Origin of the sequence: Streptomyces carminius (assembly GCF_002794255.1) — a bacterium.
Classification (GTDB): Bacteria; Actinomycetota; Actinomycetes; order Streptomycetales; family Streptomycetaceae; genus Streptomyces; species Streptomyces carminius.
On sequence record NZ_PGGW01000069.1, the window covers coordinates 511612 to 528127 of the forward strand.

15 protein-coding genes are annotated in these 16516 nt (G+C 74.9%); 6 read left to right on the forward strand and 9 right to left on the reverse strand.

Annotated features, from left to right (window positions below; genetic code table 11):
• The first annotated feature begins 13 nt into the window (after nt 1–13).
• Entirely contained in the window at nt 14–1384 is a 1371-nt protein-coding gene (locus CUT44_RS29210; RefSeq protein WP_233221743.1) for an endo-1,4-beta-xylanase, read from the forward strand.
• A gap of 185 nt (nt 1385–1569) precedes the next feature.
• On the opposite strand, the gene nirD is transcribed toward CUT44_RS29210, so the two are convergent.
• The 4 genes from nirD to CUT44_RS29230 all read right to left on the reverse strand — a co-directional run bounded on the left by nirD (nt 1570) and on the right by CUT44_RS29230 (nt 7418).
• The gene (nirD, locus tag CUT44_RS29215; protein ID WP_100204944.1) at nt 1570–1983 is read right to left on the reverse strand and encodes a nitrite reductase small subunit NirD; all 414 of its coding nucleotides are present in this window, start codon (nt 1981–1983) and stop codon (nt 1570–1572) included.
• Nucleotides 1980–4598 carry a nitrite reductase large subunit NirB gene (nirB, locus tag CUT44_RS29220; RefSeq protein WP_233221744.1) on the reverse strand — a complete coding sequence of 873 codons (2619 nt, stop codon included), beginning with the start codon at nt 4596–4598 and terminating at the stop codon, nt 1980–1982. The genes nirD and nirB overlap by 4 nt, the downstream gene beginning before the upstream one ends.
• Nucleotide 4599: 1 nt before the next feature.
• The gene (locus CUT44_RS29225) at nt 4600–5943 is read right to left on the reverse strand and encodes an NAD(P)/FAD-dependent oxidoreductase (RefSeq protein ID WP_100204946.1); all 1344 of its coding nucleotides are present in this window, start codon (nt 5941–5943) and stop codon (nt 4600–4602) included.
• Between the two features lie 131 nt (nt 5944–6074).
• The gene (locus CUT44_RS29230) at nt 6075–7418 is read right to left on the reverse strand and encodes a cytochrome P450 (protein ID WP_233221745.1); all 1344 of its coding nucleotides are present in this window, start codon (nt 7416–7418) and stop codon (nt 6075–6077) included.
• Nucleotides 7419–7630: 212 nt separating this feature from the next.
• Here CUT44_RS29230 and cutA point away from each other — a divergent pair, with 212 nt between their 5' ends.
• The gene (gene cutA, locus CUT44_RS29235; RefSeq protein WP_100204947.1) at nt 7631–8005 is read left to right on the forward strand and encodes a divalent-cation tolerance protein CutA; all 375 of its coding nucleotides are present in this window, start codon (nt 7631–7633) and stop codon (nt 8003–8005) included.
• Between the two features lie 4 nt (nt 8006–8009).
• Here the strand turns inward: cutA and CUT44_RS29240 are convergent, their stop codons facing one another.
• Genes CUT44_RS29240 through CUT44_RS29250 form a run of 3 tightly spaced genes read right to left on the reverse strand, consistent with a single transcriptional unit; the run spans nt 8010 to nt 10843 of the window.
• Nucleotides 8010–8369, reverse strand: a complete 360-nt coding sequence (locus CUT44_RS29240) for a type II toxin-antitoxin system PemK/MazF family toxin (RefSeq protein WP_269846232.1) — start codon at nt 8367–8369, stop codon at nt 8010–8012.
• Nucleotides 8344–8574: a ribbon-helix-helix domain-containing protein gene (locus tag CUT44_RS29245; RefSeq protein ID WP_100204948.1), complete on the reverse strand. Its 231-nt coding sequence runs from the start codon at nt 8572–8574 to the stop codon at nt 8344–8346. Before CUT44_RS29245 ends, CUT44_RS29240 begins: the two co-directional genes overlap by 26 nt.
• A gap of 46 nt (nt 8575–8620) precedes the next feature.
• Complete coding sequence (locus CUT44_RS29250) at nt 8621–10843, reverse strand: molybdopterin oxidoreductase family protein (RefSeq protein WP_100204949.1); 2223 nt, start codon at nt 10841–10843, stop codon at nt 8621–8623.
• Between the two features lie 160 nt (nt 10844–11003).
• Between CUT44_RS29250 and CUT44_RS29255 the strand changes: the two genes are divergently transcribed.
• The 4 genes from CUT44_RS29255 to CUT44_RS33670 all read left to right on the forward strand — a co-directional run bounded on the left by CUT44_RS29255 (nt 11004) and on the right by CUT44_RS33670 (nt 15008).
• On the forward strand, nt 11004–11819 hold the full coding sequence (locus CUT44_RS29255) for a sirohydrochlorin chelatase (protein ID WP_233221746.1): 816 nt from the start codon (nt 11004–11006) through the stop codon (nt 11817–11819).
• Between the two features lie 60 nt (nt 11820–11879).
• Nucleotides 11880–13298 (forward strand): deoxyguanosinetriphosphate triphosphohydrolase, encoded by a 1419-nt coding sequence (locus CUT44_RS29260; protein ID WP_233221747.1) that lies wholly within the window; start codon nt 11880–11882, stop codon nt 13296–13298.
• A 380-nt stretch (nt 13299–13678) separates the two neighbouring features.
• Nucleotides 13679–14716 (forward strand): trypsin-like serine peptidase, encoded by a 1038-nt coding sequence (locus CUT44_RS29265; protein WP_100204952.1) that lies wholly within the window; start codon nt 13679–13681, stop codon nt 14714–14716.
• A 46-nt stretch (nt 14717–14762) separates the two neighbouring features.
• On the forward strand, nt 14763–15008 hold the full coding sequence (locus CUT44_RS33670; protein ID WP_100204953.1) for a hypothetical protein: 246 nt from the start codon (nt 14763–14765) through the stop codon (nt 15006–15008).
• 48 nt (nt 15009–15056) lie between these two features.
• Here the strand turns inward: CUT44_RS33670 and CUT44_RS29275 are convergent, their stop codons facing one another.
• Nucleotides 15057–15473: a cupin domain-containing protein gene (locus CUT44_RS29275; RefSeq protein ID WP_100204954.1), complete on the reverse strand. Its 417-nt coding sequence runs from the start codon at nt 15471–15473 to the stop codon at nt 15057–15059.
• Between the two features lie 79 nt (nt 15474–15552).
• On the reverse strand, nt 15553–16401 hold the full coding sequence (locus tag CUT44_RS29280) for an endonuclease/exonuclease/phosphatase family protein (protein WP_100205279.1): 849 nt from the start codon (nt 16399–16401) through the stop codon (nt 15553–15555).
• Nucleotides 16402–16516: the final 115 nt, after the last annotated feature.

The following is a 16516-nucleotide window of genomic DNA, read 5'->3' on the forward strand; positions in this document are numbered from 1 at the left end:
CGCCTCCACCGCCATGGCGGCCGTGACCTTCGGGTTCGCCGCGACCGCCCAGGCAGCGGACCCCTCCCTGCGGGAGGTGGCGGACCCCACCGGCCGCTTCATCGGCACGGCGGTCAACGACAGCCTGCTGAACGACAGCACCTACCGCAACATCGCCGCCACCGAGTTCGACAGCGTCACCGCCGAGAACGCCATGAAGTGGGAGTCGGTCGAACCGCAGCGCGGCCAGTACGACTGGGCCGGCGGCGACCGCCTGGTCGACTTCGCCCAGCAGAACGGCCAGCTCGTCTACGGGCACACCCTGGTCTGGCACAGCCAGATGCCCGACTGGCTGGAGAACGGCTCGTTCTCCGACACCGAGCTGCGCGAGATCATGACCGACCACGTCACCACCCAGGTCGGCCGCTACCGCGGCGAGGTCCAGCGCTGGGACGTGGTGAACGAGGCGTTCAACGAGGACGGCAGCTTCCGGCAGAGCAAGTTCTACCAGCAGCTCGGCGCGTCCTACATCGCCGACTCCTTCCGGGCCGCGCGCGCCGCCGACCCGGACGCCAAGCTCTTCATCAACGACTACAACACCGAGACCCAGAACGCGAAGAGCGACGGTCTGTACCGGCTGGTGCAGGACCTGCTCGCGCAGGGCGTACCCATCGACGGGGTCGGCTTCCAGAACCACCTCATCGTCGGCAACGTGAACGGTTCCGCGATCCGGCAGAACCTCCAGCGCTTCGCCGACCTGGGCCTGGAGGTCGCGGTCACCGAGCTGGACATCCGGATGCGGATGCCCGCCGACAGCTCCAAGCTGCAGCAGCAGGCCCGGGACTACCGCGCGGTGGCCGACGCCTGTCTGGCGGTGGACGCCTGCTCCGGCATCACCGTCTGGGGCATCAGCGACCGCGACTCCTGGGTGCCGGACGTCTTCGAGGGCGAGGGCGCGGCCTGCCCCTGGGACGACAACTACCGGCCCAAGCCGGCCTACGACGCGCTGCGTGACGCCTTCGTGGCGGCCGGCGGCGGCGACCCGGGCGACCCGGACGACCCCGATGAGCCGGACGACCCGGACGAGCCCGCCGGTGACTGCAGCGCCACCTTCCAGATCTCCAACCGCTGGGACGCCGGCTCGGTCGTCGCCGTCACCGTGCGCACCGACCGGTCGGTGAACGACTGGCGGGTGGAGTTCGACCTGCCCTCGGGGGTCACCCTCGCCAACGGCTGGAACGGGAGGTTCTCGCAGAGCGGCACCCGGGTCACCGTGACCAACGAGAGCTACAACGGCACGGTCCCGGCCGGCGGAACGATCTCCTTCGGCTTCCAGACCGGCGGCGGCGCCGCCGAGGAGGGCACCCCCGTCACCCTCGGCGGACAGAACTGCGCCACGGGCTGACCCCGGGGCCGGGACTGTCCCCAGTCCCCCGTCCGGTGCGCCGGCTGTCAGGGCAGGGCGGACGGTGCGCCGGGCGGGTCCCGCCCCGGCCCGCCCCACACGGGCCGGGGCCGGGGCGCCCCCTGTTCCGGGGCGCCCCGGCCCGGCGGGACCCGCGGGGGCATGCGCGAAGCTGTCCGGACCGCTCAGCGGGTCCGCACCGGATACACCGGCACCGCGACCGACTCGTCGTCCAGACAGCGGCCCGTGGCCAGGTCGAAGCGCTGCTTGAGCAGCGGCGAGGCCACGAACGCCCGGTCGCCCGCCGAGCCCAGCAGCCCCCGGGAGAGGACGTAGGCACCGGTGAACGGGTCCCGGTTGCCGACGGCGTACGTCCGGCCCGCCCGGTCCTGGAACACGGCGAGCTGCCCGCCGTCGGGCAGCAGCGCCGCCACCCCCCGCCCCGGCAGCAGGTCGGACAGGCCGCACACCGGGGCCCAGCCGCCGGCGGTGCGCACCTCCACCCGCGGCCCGGCCGCAGCCGCGGCCGCGGCCGGGGCGGCGGCCAGGAGGTCCTCGGGGGTGGTGACGGTCGCTTCGAAAGTCGGCGCGGTGGTCATCGGGAAGCGGTCCCTTCGAGAGTGCGGACGGGGATGTCGGGGCCGGACAGGATCGTCAGGTCGGGCTTGACCTGCTCGCGCTCGGGGACGAACCGCACCGACGGGTCGGGGGCGTCCGGGGCGTTGACGAACGACACGAAGCGGCGCAGCCGGTCGGGGTCGTTCAGGGTCTCGGCCCACTCGTCGCGGTAGTTCGCCACGTGGTCGGCCATCAGCGCCTCCAGCTCCCCGCACAGGCCCAGCGAGTCGTGGACGACGACGTCGCGGACGTGGTCGAGGCCGCCCTCGATCCGCTCCAGCCAGGCCGCGGTGCGCTCCAGCCGGTCGGCGGTGCGGATGTAGAACATCAGGAAGCGGTCGATCAGCCGGATCAGCTCGGCGTCGGACAGGTCCTGGGCCAGCAGGTCGGCGTGGCGCGGGGTGGCGCCGCCGTTGCCGCCCACGTACAGGTTCCAGCCGTTCGCCGTGGCGATCACCCCGAAGTCCTTGCTCTGCGCCTCGGCGCACTCGCGCTGGCATCCGGAGACCGCCGACTTCAGCTTGTGGGGGGCGCGCAGGCCCCGGTAGCGCAGCTCCAGGTCGATCGCCATGCGCACCGAGTCCTGCACCCCGTAGCGGCACCAGGTCTGCCCCACGCACGACTTCACCGTGCGCAGCGCCTTGCCGTAGGCGTGGCCGGACTCGAAGCCGGCGTCCACCAGCCGGGCCCAGATCGCCGGGAGCTGGTCCACCCGGGCGCCGAACAGGTCGATCCGCTGCCCGCCGGTGATCTTGGTGTAGAGGCCGAAGTCCCGGGCCACCTCACCGATCACGATCAGCTTCTCCGGGGTGATCTCCCCGCCGGGGATGCGCGGCACGATCGAGTACGAGCCGTTGCGCTGCAGATTGGCCAGGAAGTGGTCGTTGGTGTCCTGCAGCGCGGCCTGCTCGCCGTCCAGCACATAGCCGCTGGCGCCCAGCGCCGGGGCGAGCGAGGCGATGATCGAGGCGACGGTCGGCTTGCAGACCTCGCAGCCGTCGCCGCCGCGCGCCTCCTCGCGGCCGTGGCTGTCCAGCAGCGCGGCGAAGGAGGTCAGCCCCAGGGTGCGGACGATCTCGTACAGCTCGCTGCGGGTGTGGGCGAAGCAGCCGCACAGGCCCTTGTCGACGGTGACGCCGCTCGCCTCCAGCTCGTCGTTGACGAGCGTGGTGAGCACCTTCACACAGCTTCCGCAGCCGGTGCCGGCCTTGGTGCACTTCTTCACCTCCGGCACGGTGGTGCACCGGTGCTCGGTGACCGCCGCGCGGATGGCGCCCTTGGCGACGTTGTGGCAGCTGCAGATCACCGCCTCGTCGGGCAGCGCGGACGGCCCGAGCGCCACCGGTGCCCCGGCCCCGGCGGGCAGCACGAGCTGCTCGGGGGCCACCGGCGGGACGCTGCCGGTCATCGGGCGCAGCATGCCGTACGCCTCGGCGTCGCCGACCAGCACACCGCCCAGCAGGGTGCCGTCGGCGGCGACCACCAGCTTCTTGTAGACCCCGGCCCGGGAGTCGGAGTAGACGACGTCCAGGCAGCCCTCGGTGTTCCCGTGCGCGTCACCGAAGGAGGCCACGTCCACGCCCAGCAGCTTGAGCTTGGTGGAGGTGTCGGCGCCGGTGAAGACCGAACCGGTCCCCCCGGCCTCCCCGGCGACGGCCTCGGCGACGGCCTCGGCGCCGACGCGGGCCATCTCGTAGCCCGGCGCGACCAGGCCGTACACCACGCCGTCCACGGTCCGCGCGCACTCGCCGATGGCGTAGACGGCCTCATCGGCGGTGCGGCACCGCTCGTCGACGACGATGCCGCCGCGTTCGCCGACCTCCAGACCGCAGTCGCGGGCGAGCTGGTCGCGGGGCCGTACTCCCGCCGAGAAGACCACCAGATCGGTCTCGACCGACGAGCCGTCCGACAGCGTCATGGCGGTGACGGCCCCGTCCGCGCCGGCGGTGATCTCCTGCCCGGCGACCCCGGTGTGGACGATCAGGCCCATCCCCTCGACGGTGCGGCGCAGCGCGGCGCCGCCGCCCTCGTCGACCTGGAGGGACATCAGCCGCGGGTTGAACTCCACGATGTGGGTCTCAAGGCCCAGCCCGTTGAGCGCCCCGGCCGCCTCCAGACCGAGCAGTCCGCCGCCGACGACGGTGCCCACCCGGCTGTTCCTCGCGTACTCCTCGATGGCGAGCAGGTCCTCCACCGTGCGGTAGACGAAGCAGCCGGTGCTGTCCTTCCCCGGCACCGGCGGCACGAACGGGTACGAGCCGGTGGCCAGCACCAGCGTGTCGTAGCCGATCTCCAGTCCGGTGCGGGAGGTCACGGTGCGCGCCGCGCGGTCGACCGCGACCGCCGGGTCGCCCAGGTGCAGCTCGATGCCGTGCTCCGCCAGGAAGCCCTCCTCCACCACGGACAGTTCCTCGGGCGTCCGCCCGGAGAAGTACGAGGTGAGCTGGACGCGGTCGTACGCGGGCCGGGGCTCCTCGCACAGCACGACCACCCGGGCCCGCTCGGTGACCCTCCGGTTCGCGAGCTCCTCCAGGAAGCGCTGGCCGACCATCCCGTGGCCGACGAGGACGATCGTGGGGCGTGTCGTCCGTGGCATGTCAGATGCCTCCATCGTTGGTGAGCAGGTGGAGCAGCGGGGCGGAGGGCAGCGGTTCGTCGCCCTCCCAGGTGCGGGCGAGCGCGCCGACGGTGCCGAGATCGCCGAGGAGGATCCCGCCGACGAGCCGGTCGCCGCGGACGACGACCTTCCGGTAGACGCTGCGGGTGGCGTCGGCGAGGTGGACGACGTCGTCCTCCGGCCGCGGTTCGGTCTCGCCGAACGCGGCGAGATCCAGCGGACGCCCGGCGGCGGTGCCGGCGGCGGTGGCGGCCGGGGCGAGGGTGAGCCGGGTCAGCGCCCGGGTGCCGGTGTAGGGCGGGGCGGCCGACGGGGCGGTACGGGGTGCGGCCGCCAGCAGGACGCGCGCCAGTGCGTCGGCCTGCTCCTGGGCGGCGCCCGCCAGCCCGTAGACCACGCCGTCGTGCTCGGCGCAGTCGCCGATGGCATGGACGCGGGGGTCGCCGGTGCGCAGTTCGTCGTCCACGACGACGCCCTTGCGCACCTCCAGTCCGGCCGCCCGGGCGAGCCCGACGCGGGGCCGTACCCCGCAGGCCAGCACGGTCAGCTCGGCCGCCAGCCGGTAGCCGTCGGCGAGGACGACGGCGGAGACGGCCCGCCCGCCCGAGGCGTCGGGCCCGGTCTCCAGACCGCGGACCCGGCACTGGGTGTGGACCTCCACGCCCAGACTCTCCAGGTGCTCGCGGAGCAGGGCCGAGGCGCGGGCGTCGAGGTGGCGCTCCATGAGGTGCTCGCCCTGCTGGGCGAGGACGGTGTGGACGCCGAGCCCGTTCAGCGCGCGGGCGGCGGAGACCCCCAGCAGCCCGCCGCCGACCACCACGGCCCGGGTTCCGGGCCGTGCCTCGCCGGCCAGCGCCCGGCAGTCGGACAGGGTGCGGAAGGGGTGCACGCCCCGGGGCAGCTCATGGGCGGCGCCGGGGACTCCGGGGCCGCCGGAGCGGCCGGGGCCGCCGGGGCTGCCGGGGAAATCGGTGAAGAGGCCGCGCAGCGGCGGCAGCACCGGGTTCGAACCGGTGGCCAGCACCAGCGTGTCGTACGGCACCGAGGTGCCGTCGTCGCACCGCACCAGCCGCTCGTCCCGGTCCACCCGGACGGCCCGCACCCCGCGCAGCCAGCGGGCGGCGGACGGCTCCGGGAGGCCGATCACCTCCGGCGCGTACCGCCCGGCCAGCACCTCGGCCAGCAGCACCCGGTTGTACGGCGCGTGCGGCTCCTCGCCGACGACCGTCACGTCCATGTCGTCGGACGCGGCGGACAGCTGCCCGGCGAGCCGCGCGGCGGCCATGCCGCCGCCGATCACCACCACACGCGTTCTCGAAGTCATACAGGCAGCGTGCGGCGCCGCTGTTTCCCGTCCGCATCACCGTTGTTTCCCGGGGGCAACGCTGACCTCAATGCGCTCGCCGGGCGGCTGTGAGCCCCGGGCCGCGTCCCCGGGTGCGGCCCGGCGCCCGGTCAGGGCACCGGCGGAGGCGGTGTGCGGGCACCCGCCGCCGGGCCCGGCAGGGTCGGCGGGGCCGGTACGGCGACGGTCCGCGGCGCGGTGAAGCGGACGGGCAGCGCCGCCAGCCCCTTGGTCCACGGCGAGGTCCACCAGACCAGGTCCTCCTCCGGCACGGCGAGCTCCATGCCCGGCCGCCGGTGCCACAGGACCTCCACGGCGGTCCGCACGATCAGCCGGGCCTGCTCCCGCGCCGGACAGGTGTGCGGGCCCGCGCCGAAGGACACGTGCCCGCGGTTCCCGGCCGCGGGCACGTCGCGCGGGGGCACCGCCTCGGGATCGCCGTTGGCGGCGGCCAGGGCCAGGACGAGCATGTCCCCGGCCCGTACCTCCTGCCCGCCGAGGCACAGATCGCGGGTGGCGTAGCGGGCCGGGAGGTTCTGGGTGGGCGGGGACCGCCACAGCACCGTCTCCAGCACGTCGTCCAGGGTCAGCAGCCCGCTGTCCAGCGAGGACCGCAGACTGTGATCGGTCAGCAGTGTGCGCACCGAGGTGGCCAGCCAGTTCTTCGTCGGCTGGTAGCCCGCCACGGCCGTCACCATCAGGTTGTGCAGCACCTCCTCCTCGGTCAGGGCGGCGGGGTGCGCCAGCAGCCGGGAGACGGCGTCGGGACCCGGCCGCCGCCGCCGGTGCCCGATCAGCGACAGCAGGACGCGCTCCATGCGGCGGGCGGCGTTGCCGGAGTCGGCGTTGGCCGCGGCGGCGCCGGTGACCGCCTCCGCCAGCTGCCGGCCCGTCCGGTCGTCCGTGCCCAGCAGCCGGGCCAGCACCAGGGCGGGCAGCCGGTGCGCGTAGCGCGGTACGAGATCGACCTCGCGCGCCTCCCCGAAGGAGTCGACCAGCCGGCCGGCCATGTTCCGCACCATGCGGACCAGCTCGCGTCCGTCGATACCGGTCAGGGTGTCGGCGACCGCCGACCGCAGCCGCCGGTGCGCCCGTCCGTCGGCGAACATCAGCGCCGGACGCCAGCCGAGGAACGCCAGCACCGGCGAGTCGGAGGGCACCCGGCCTTCGCGCGGCAGGTTCCACAGCCGGGGGTCGTGACTGAAGTTCCGCTCGTCGCGGGCCAGCCGGAGCACCTCCCGGTAGCCCATCACCAGCCAGGCGTACACGCCCGGGGCCAGCGAGACGGGGGCGACCGGGCCGTAACGGGCGCGCAGCCGCGCGTACAGCTCCGGCAGGTTGTCCCCGTCCAGACCCGGCCCGTACAGCGGGGCGGGGGACCGGCCGGCCGGACAGCGCGGCGGCGCGCCGGCCGGTGGCTCGGCCGGGAGGGGGCGGCGGGGCGTGGCGGTCATGTGGCGGCTCCGGGAGGACGGGGGACACGGAGCGGTCCGCGGGCGGTCCGCATGCCGGGAGAAAACGCCCTCCCGGAGGGCACGGTCAACGCACTTGCCCGAATGGGGGAGGGAGATCCCCCGCAAGAGTGATCGGGGAGCCCGGCGGCTCCCGCTACGGTGGGTCGTGGGCCCGGCGGAGGCCACGACGGGACGGCAGGGGACGGCAGGGGATGACAGGGACGACCGACGCGGCAGGAGCGGCCGGAGCGGACGGGACGGGCGTGCTGACGGTGCTGACCACCACCGACAGCCCCGAGAAGGCCGAGGCGCTGGCGCGCGGCGCGGTGGCGGCCCGGCTCGCGGCGTGCGCGCAGGTGACCGGCCCGGTCACCTCGGTGTACCGGTGGGAGGGCGAGGTGCGCGCCGACCGGGAGTGGCAGGTGCTGCTGAAGACGACGGCGGCCCGCTACGGCGCCCTGGAGGCGTACCTGCGCGCCGCGCACGACTACGACACACCGGAGATCATCGCCACCCCCGTGGTCCGCGGCGGCGCGGACTACCTGGCCTGGGTGGCGGCGGAGACGGACGGCGCCGCGGGGGCCTGAGCGCTCACAGCGCCAGGTGGCGGCGCAGCGCGGTGTCGACCTCGGCGAGGACGCGCGGCGGCAGTGAGCCGATCCGGTGCAGCAGCCGCTCCACGGCCACGGACCGCACCTGTTCGCACTGGGCCTTGGAGTCGTTGCGCAGACCGCAGTCGGCGGCCTTGAGGAGTACCTGGAACGGATAGACGCGGGCAGTGCTGGAAGTCACCGGGACGACGGTGAGCACCCCGCGCCCCATCCGGTCCACCGACCGGTTGGCGGCGTCGTTGGAGACGATGACGGCCGGCCGGGCCTTGTTCGCCTCGCTGCCGCGCGCCGGAGCCAGGTCGATGAGGTAGACGTCACCGCGCCGCATCGCCGAGCCCATCGGCGGTGGTCCCGTCCCACAGCCCGGCGTCCTCGTCCTCGTCCCACTCCTGCCAGGCGGCTGTGTAGTCCCGTTCGAGCTCCGCCGCGCGCAGCAACTCGATCGCGGCGTGTATCACGGCCGACCGCGATCCGCTCTCCGTCCTGGCCGCGTAGGCGTCGAGGAAGCTGATGTCCTCCTGGGGGAGGCTCACACTGAGTTTCATACCCTCGATGCTACTCCGGTGTGCCCAGCCGGTGCTACCTTCCGTGCTACCCATCGCCGTCCGCGCGTTCCACGCGGACGGCGCAGACCTTGAACTCCGGCATGCGCGAGGTCGGGTCCAGGGCCGGATTGGTCAGGGTGTTGGCACGGCCCGCCCCCGGCCAGTGGAACGGCATGAACACCGTGTCCGGGCGGATGCCCGGGGTGATCCGGGCCGGGGCCACCGCCCGGCCGCGCCGTGACACCACCGCGACCGGTTCCCCCTCGGCGACCCCGATCCGCTCGGCCAGCCGGGGATGCAACTGGACGAACGGACCGGGGGCGGCGTCGTTCAGTTCCGCCACCCGCCGGGTCTGGGCGCCCGACTGGTACTGGGCCAGCACCCGGCCGGTGGTCAGCAGCAGCGGATGCCCGGCGTCCGGCTCCTCGGCGGAGGGGCGGTGGGTGACGGGCACGAAGCGGGCCCGGCCGTCGGGGGTGGCGAAGCGGTCCAGGAACAGCCGCGGGGTCCCGGGATGCGGGACGGGACCGGGGGCGGGGACGGGGCCGGGGACGTCCGTCCCCTCGCCGGCGGGAGCCTCCGGGCAGGGCCAGAAGACGCCGTCCTCCTCGGCGATGCGCCGGTAGGTGATGCCCGAGTAGTCCGCCGGGCCCCCGGCCGAGGCCCGCCGCAACTCGTCGAAGACCTCCTCCGGATCGGTGGGGAAGCCCTTCTCCCAGCCCAGCCGGGCGGCGAGCGCGTTCAGCACCTCCAGATCGGTGCGCACCCCGGGCGGGGCGGCCACGGCCCTGCGGCGCAGCAGCACCCGGCCCTCCAGACTGGTGACGGTGCCCGTCTCCTCCGCCCACTGGGCCACCGGCAGCACCACGTCGGCCAGCTCCGCGGTCTCCGAGAGCACCACGTCGCAGACCGCGAGGAAGTCCAGCGAGGCGATCCGCTCCTCGACGTGGGCGGCGTGCGGCGCGGAGACCACCGGGTTGGAGCCGGACAGCAGCAGCGCGCGCGGGCCGCCGTCGGTGCCGAGCGCGTCCAGCAGCTCGTACGCGCTGCGCCCCGGCCCCGGCAGCACCTCGGGCTCCACGCCCCACACCCGTGCCACGTGCTCGCGTGCCGCGGGGTCGTCCAGCCTGCGGTAGCCGGGCAGCTGGTCGGCCTTCTGGCCGTGCTCGCGCCCGCCCTGGCCGTTGCCCTGTCCGGTCAGACAGCCGTATCCGGACAGCGGGCGGCCCGCCCGGCCGGTGGCCAGGCACAGGTTGATCCAGGCGCCGACGGTGTCGGTGCCCTTGGACTGCTGCTCGGGACCGCGCGCGGTGAGCACCATCGAGGACCCCGCGTCGCAGAACATCGCGACCGCCTCGCGCAGCGCGGGCACCGGCACCCCGGTGATCCGCTCCACCAGCTCGGGCCAGTGCGCCATCGCCGCGGCGCGGGCCGCGGGCCAGCCGGTGGTGCGCGCCGCCACGAACTCCTCGTCCACCCGGCCCTCGGCGACCACCAGGTGCAGCATGCCCAGGGCGAGGGCCAGGTCGGTGCCCGGACGCGGGGCCAGATGCAGGTCGGCGTGCTCGGCGGTGCGGGTGCGCCGGGGGTCGATCACGACCAGCTTTCCGCCCCGCTCGCGCAGCTCGGTGAAGTAGCGCAGGGCGGGCGGCATGGTCTCGGCGGGGTTGGAGCCGACCAGGATCACACAGCCGGTGCGGGCGACGTCCGCCAGCGGGAACGGCAGCCCCCGGTCCAGGCCGAACGCCCGGTTGTGGGCGGCGGCGGCCGAGGACATGCAGAACCGGCCGTTGTAGTCGATCTGCGAGGTGCCCAGCACCAGCCGGGCGAACTTGCCCAGCAGGTACGCCTTCTCGTTCGTCAGCCCGCCCCCGCCGAACACCCCGACGGCGTCCGGCCCGTGGGCGGTCCGCACCCCCGACAGGCCCGCGGCGACCCGGTCCAGCGCCTCCTCCCAGGAGGCAGGCTCCAGCCCCCCGCCGGGGTGGCGGCGGACGAGCGGACCGGTCAGGCGCACCCCGGAGGACAGCAGCGCGGGCGCGGTACGTCCCTTGCCGCACAGCGCGCCCCGGTTCACGTCGAACGCGGTGCGCTCCACCACCTCCACGGACGCCCCGGCGTCTGCGGCCTGTGCCCCGGCGGACGTGCCGGGCCGCAGGCTCATGCCGCACTGCAGGGCGCAGTACGGGCAGTGGGTGTCGACGGGGACGCCGACGGCCGAGGGGGTGCCGGGGGCCGGCCCGGTGGGCGGGGCAGTCGTCGCGCTCATACCGCTCAGCGTGCGTCGCACGTGTTACGTTCCGCGCCCGGGCGGGTTACGGGGCGGGGACACCGGCCTCAGTGCGGCCGCCGGCGAGCGGTGAGCCGCAGGCAACCGGATGTCACAGGGGCGCAACCGCGGGGCAATCGCGCGCCTTGAGACTGGGAGCATGAGTCTCCACCCGCCGCCCTCCGTGCCGTACGCCGCGCCGTCCGTCCGGCCCGCGCCCGCCCTGGTGGCGGTCGCCCACGGCTCCCGCGACCCGGAGGCGCTGCCCGCGATCACCGCGCTGCTGGAGCTGGTGCGGTCGCTGCGGCCCGGGCTGCGGGTGGTGCCGGGGCACATCGAGCTGAACGAGCCGCTGTTGCCGGACACCCTGGACGCGCTGCCGGCCGGTCCCGCGGTGCTGGTCCCGCTGCTGTTCGGCCGCGGTTACCACGTCAAGCACGACATCCCCCGGGCCGCGGCCGCCGCCGCGCACCTGGAGATCCGGACCGCCGCCCCGCTGGGGCCGCACCCCCTGCTCGCCGAGGCCCTGGCCGCACGGCTCGCCGAGGCCGTCCCCGAAGGCGGGGCACCGGACGGCGTGGTGCTGGCCGCCGCCGGCTCCCGCGATCCGGAGTCGGCCCGGGACGCCGGGCGGACGGCCGCCCTGCTCTCGGCCCGGCTCGGCGGTGTGCCGGTGCTTCCGGCCTACGCCTCGGCCGCGGCGCCGACCGTTCCCGAGGCGGTGGCCGCCCTGCGCCGGGCCGGCTGCCGGCGGCCCGCGCTGGCCTCGTACTTCGCCGCTCCCGGCCATTTCGCCACCCGGTGCGCGCGGGCCGTGCCGGAGCTGCCCGCGGCCGGTCCGCTGGGCGCGCACCCGGCCCTGGCCCGCCTGGTGCTGCACCGCTACGACGAGGCCCGGGCCCGTTTCCGCGCCCCGGCCCGCCGCCTCCGGGCCGGACGCCCGGTGCCGGTGCCGGCGGGCGGCCCGGCGCGTTAGGCACGGCGGCCGGAGGGCGGCCCCGGCGCGACTGTCGGCCGTGGCCGATACCGTCGGTGTATGCACGGCAGGCATGGCGATCCGTACGGCATGGAGGACGCCGCTCATCCCGACACCCACCACGCCCCTGCCCACCCGCACCCCCCTGCCGGCACCGCCCCCCGCACGGCCTCCTACGACGAGGCGGCGCTGGAGCGCTGGGTGCCCGAGCCCGACAAGCGGCCCGGCCGTACCGCCTTCCAGCGCGACCGGGCCCGGGTGCTGCACTCCGCGGCACTGCGGCGGCTCGCGGGCAAGACCCAGGTCGTCGCCCCCGACCGGTCCGGCGGCGCGGGGCAGGAGTGGGACGCCACCCCCCGCACCAGGCTGACCCACTCCCTGGAGTGCGCCCAGGTCGGCCGGGAGCTGGGCGCCGCCCTCGGCTGCGACCCGGATCTGGTGGAGGCCGCCTGCCTCGCCCACGACCTGGGCCACCCGCCCTTCGGTCACCACGGCGAGCGGGTGCTGGACGGTATCGCCGCGCCCTGCGGCGGCTTCGAGGGCAACGCCCAGTCGCTGCGGCTGCTGTCCCGGCTGGAGCCGAAGCGGTTCGTGACGGGGACCGGGCCGGACGGCGGCGAACGGCTGGTCAGCGTCGGCCTCAACCTCACCCGCGCGGCGCTGGACGCCGCCACCAAGTACCCCTGGCCGCGCGGCGGCCACCCCACCGACCCGGGCTCGGGAAAGTTCGGCGTGTACGAGGACGACCTGCCGGTCTTCACCTGGTTCCGCGCCGGCGCCCCCGGGCACCGGCGGTGCTTCGAGGCGCAGGTCATGGACTGGGCCGACGACGTCGCCTACTCCGTCCACGACGTCGAGGACGGTCTGCACGCCGGGCATCTGGACCCCAACCTGCTGCTCGCCGAGTCCGAACGCCGCGAGGTCCTCTCCCTCGCCGCCCGCCGCTACGCGCCGCCCGGCACCGCGGAGGCCGAACTCGCGGAGGCGCTGGACCGGCTGCTGGACCAGGAGTGGTGGCCGCACGGCTACGACGGGACGGCCCTCGCCCAGGCCCGGCTGAAGGACGCCACCAGCCAGCTCATCGGCCGCTTCTGCCTGGCCGCCGAGGGCGCCACCCGGGTCGCGTACGGCTCCGGCCGGCTGACCCGCTACGCCGCCGCCCTGGTGGTACCGCGCGGGACACGGCTGGAGTGCGACGTGCTCAAGGCCGTCGCCGACCGGTATGTGATGCAGCGCCCCGACCAGGAACGGCTGCGCGGTGAGCAGCGCGCCGTCCTGACCGAGCTGGCCGAGGCGCTGACGGCCCGCGCACCCGACGGGCTGGACCCCCAGTTCCGCACGCTGTACGCGGCCGCCGGCACCGACGCCGCACGGCTGCGGGTGATCGTCGACCAGATCGCCGCCCTGACCGACGCCTCGGCCCGCCGGCTCCACGCCCGCCTGACCGGGCCCCGCGGCACCACCGCCGCCATCGGTTGACGGAGGCGGGGCGAGGGCGGGAAGGCCGGAAGAACCCACGGAAACCGACGGAGACCCACGGAGACCCACGGAATTCAACGGGAGCCGACGGGAGTCGGCGAGCGTCGACGGTTCCGGGGTCGAGTATTCGCGTAGGCATATTCTTACGCGGGCTGAAAAAGTACCGTGCCATGACCGTCGCCCAGCTGCGCCGCAGGCCGAAATCGCAGGAACGAGTACCGAAACGAGCTGGTGGAAGTGAGAATTTGATGGCCGGTAGGCGCCCTGCCCACCCGGCTCCGATCTCTGTAGATTGTCGGCGTCCACAGCGAGAATTCGCATTAGGGAAATTTCCTTGGCATCTCGCTTCCGGTTTTCCGCCACTCGAAGGGAAACACCGCATGCGTCGAATACGACGTCTTCTGCTGCCCCCGCTCGCCGCCGCTCTGCTGGTCCTCGGACTGAACGGGCCGGCCGCGGCGGAGACCACCGCCGAGAGAGCGCCGGGCGCGGGCCCGTCGGCCACGGTCAGATCCGTTCCCGGACTCTCGGACGGCACCACCGCCGACTCCGCGCCCGCCGCCGAGCGGATCGCGGAGTACTGGACCCCCGAGCGGATGGCGAAGGCCGTACCCGCCGACGAACCCGCGGCGGACTTACCCGGCACCGCGGAGCCCGCCCCCGCCGGGCGGCCCGCGGACACCTCCGGCCCCGCCGGCTCCACCCCGCCCGCGCCGCCCGCCGTGGAACGGGGTGACGACGCCGCGGTGCTGCTGGACGAGACCCCGGCCGTCGGGAAGGTGTTCTTCACCAACCCGGTCGACGGCCGGGACTACGTCTGCTCGGGCAGCGCCCTCAACAGCCCGTCGAAGCAGATGGTTCTCACCGCGGGCCACTGCGTCAACACCGGCGGCAACGGCAGCACGGCGGGCCAGTGGATGGAGAACTGGACCTACGTCCCCCGGTACCGCGACGGGTCCGCCCCGTTCGGCAGCTTCGCCGCCAAGGAGTACCGCTCGTTCAACGGCTGGGTCAACGACAGCAGCTTCGCCTGGGACGCGGCCATGGTGACCACCTGGCCCAGCGGCGGCGACAAGCTCGTCGACGCCACCGGCGGCCACGGACTCAGCTGGAACTACGACCGGGCGCAGGCCGTCACCGTCTGGGGCTACCCCGTGGACCGCGACAGCGGCCAGGTCCAGTGGTGGTGTTCCGGCACCACGGAGCGCGTCGGCATCCTGGACGGCCGCATCCAGATAAAGTGTGACTTCGGCGGCGGGTCGAGCGGCGGCCCGTGGCTGCGCGAGTACAGCGACAGCAGCGGCCTGGGATACGCCAACGGCGTGATGAGCACGGTCAACGACGCGGGCTGGAACCGCAGCCCGTACTTCGACGACAACATCAAGGCGATGTTCGACGCCCAGGGCAGCAGGACCTGACCGCCGCCGGCGGCCGGGCAGGTCCAGGACTTCGGGAGGTGCCGGGGTGAGAACCGCCACGGTCCGCAGAACCGTGCTGGCGTCGGGTGCCGCCCTGGCCGTCGCCGCCGCCTTGGCCGCCGGGCTCGTCCGGCGGGCGGCGGCCGGCACCGGCCGCCGCCCGCCCGGTCCGCCCCGCTCCGGCACCACGACCGGTGCCCCGGCGGACCGCGGCCCCGCCGCCACCGGGGAGTACTGGACGCCCGGGCGGATGCGGAACGCCGGGCCGGCCCCGATGCCGGAGGACGACTGAACGTGCCGCCGTCCGGCCCGCGGGCCGGACGGCGGCACGCGGCGCGGATCAGCCCAGCGCGTGACCGGTGGTGCTGTCCACGTGGGCGGGAACGTCCCCGTCGTAGCGGTCCCCGGTCGTGGCCGTGCCCGACGGCTCGAACATCATGATCGACCCGCCCGGCGAGGACGGCCGGTGCTCGGTGCCCCGGGGCACCGTGAACGTGTCGCCCTTGTGCAGTACGACGGTGGACTCGTTGCCCTCGGCGTCGCGCAGGGCGATGTCGAAACGGGCGCCGGGGCCGCCGAGGGCGCAGGGGAACTCGTCGGTGTCCTCGTGGACGTGCCAGATGTGCTCGCCCCGCACATGGGCGATCCGTACGTCGTAGTCGTTCACGCGGGTGACGATCCGCGGACTGTACACGTCGTCGAAGGAGGCCAGCGCCTCGGTCAGGTTCACGGGCTGCGGTGCGGGCTGCTGAGTCATGGTGACGATCCTTCCCGCGCCCGGCACCGGGCGTCCAGGGCATTGCCGGACACGCGGACGCCCCGGCGCCGGGCCCGGCTCAGCCGGAGGGAGTGTCCGCCAGGTCCGCCAGGTCCGCCAGGACCGCCGCGTGGTCGGAGGGCCAGACGCCGTCCACCGGGCGGTCGCCCGCGCGCCGTACGGAGCGGACACGGCCGAGCCCGCCGGGGCCGGGCGGGCCGACCCGGATGTAGTCCACCCGGGCACTGGGCCGGAAGGCCGCCGCGACATGGGGGTTCGCCGCGTCCCGGGTGGCCGAGGGCGCCCGCGGGTCGGCGTGCTCCCAGGCGTCGAGGAGCACCTGGCCGGGGACGGCGGGAGCGGTCAGGGAGCCGCCGAGCAGCCGGATCTCGTCGGATTCCGGCCGGGCGTTGAAGTCCCCGGTGACCACCGGCGGGAAGTCGGTGCCGCCGCGGTGGAGCGCGACGAACCGGGCCAGGGCCGTCACCTGCCCGCACCGGACCGCCGAGGCGTGCGCGGCCGAGGCCAGATGGGTGGTGAAGAACGGCACCGGGTGCCCGGGCAGGTCCAGCCGCGCGTACAGGGCCAGCCGGCCGTCGTCCAGTTCCTCGGGCGCGGGCAGCCGCAGCACCTCGCTCTCCAGGACCGGCCACCGGCTGAGCACCGCGTTGCCGATGCCGACGGACGGGTCGCCCAGCCGGCGCTGCCAGCGCCCGGGGGAGTCGGAGGGGCCCCAGGCGCAGTGCAGGCCGAGCTCGTCGGCGAGCCACCGGGCGAGGTTCTCCGTGCGGTTCCCCCCGCCGTGCTCCCACACCTCCTGCAGGCCGACGACGTCGGGCCGCAGCTCGCGCAGCACGGTGAGGACGGCCTTGCGCCGTTCCTCCCACGGGCCGAACCGCCACCACAGGTTCCATGTCAGCACGCGCATCCGGTTCCGCCTTCCCGGGTCCCTGGTGAACATCCTGCTCGCTCCCGCCGTGCCGTTCTCCGGTGGGGTGACGGCCGGGGGGCCGGGCGGGAAACGGACCGGGAACCTCCCGGCA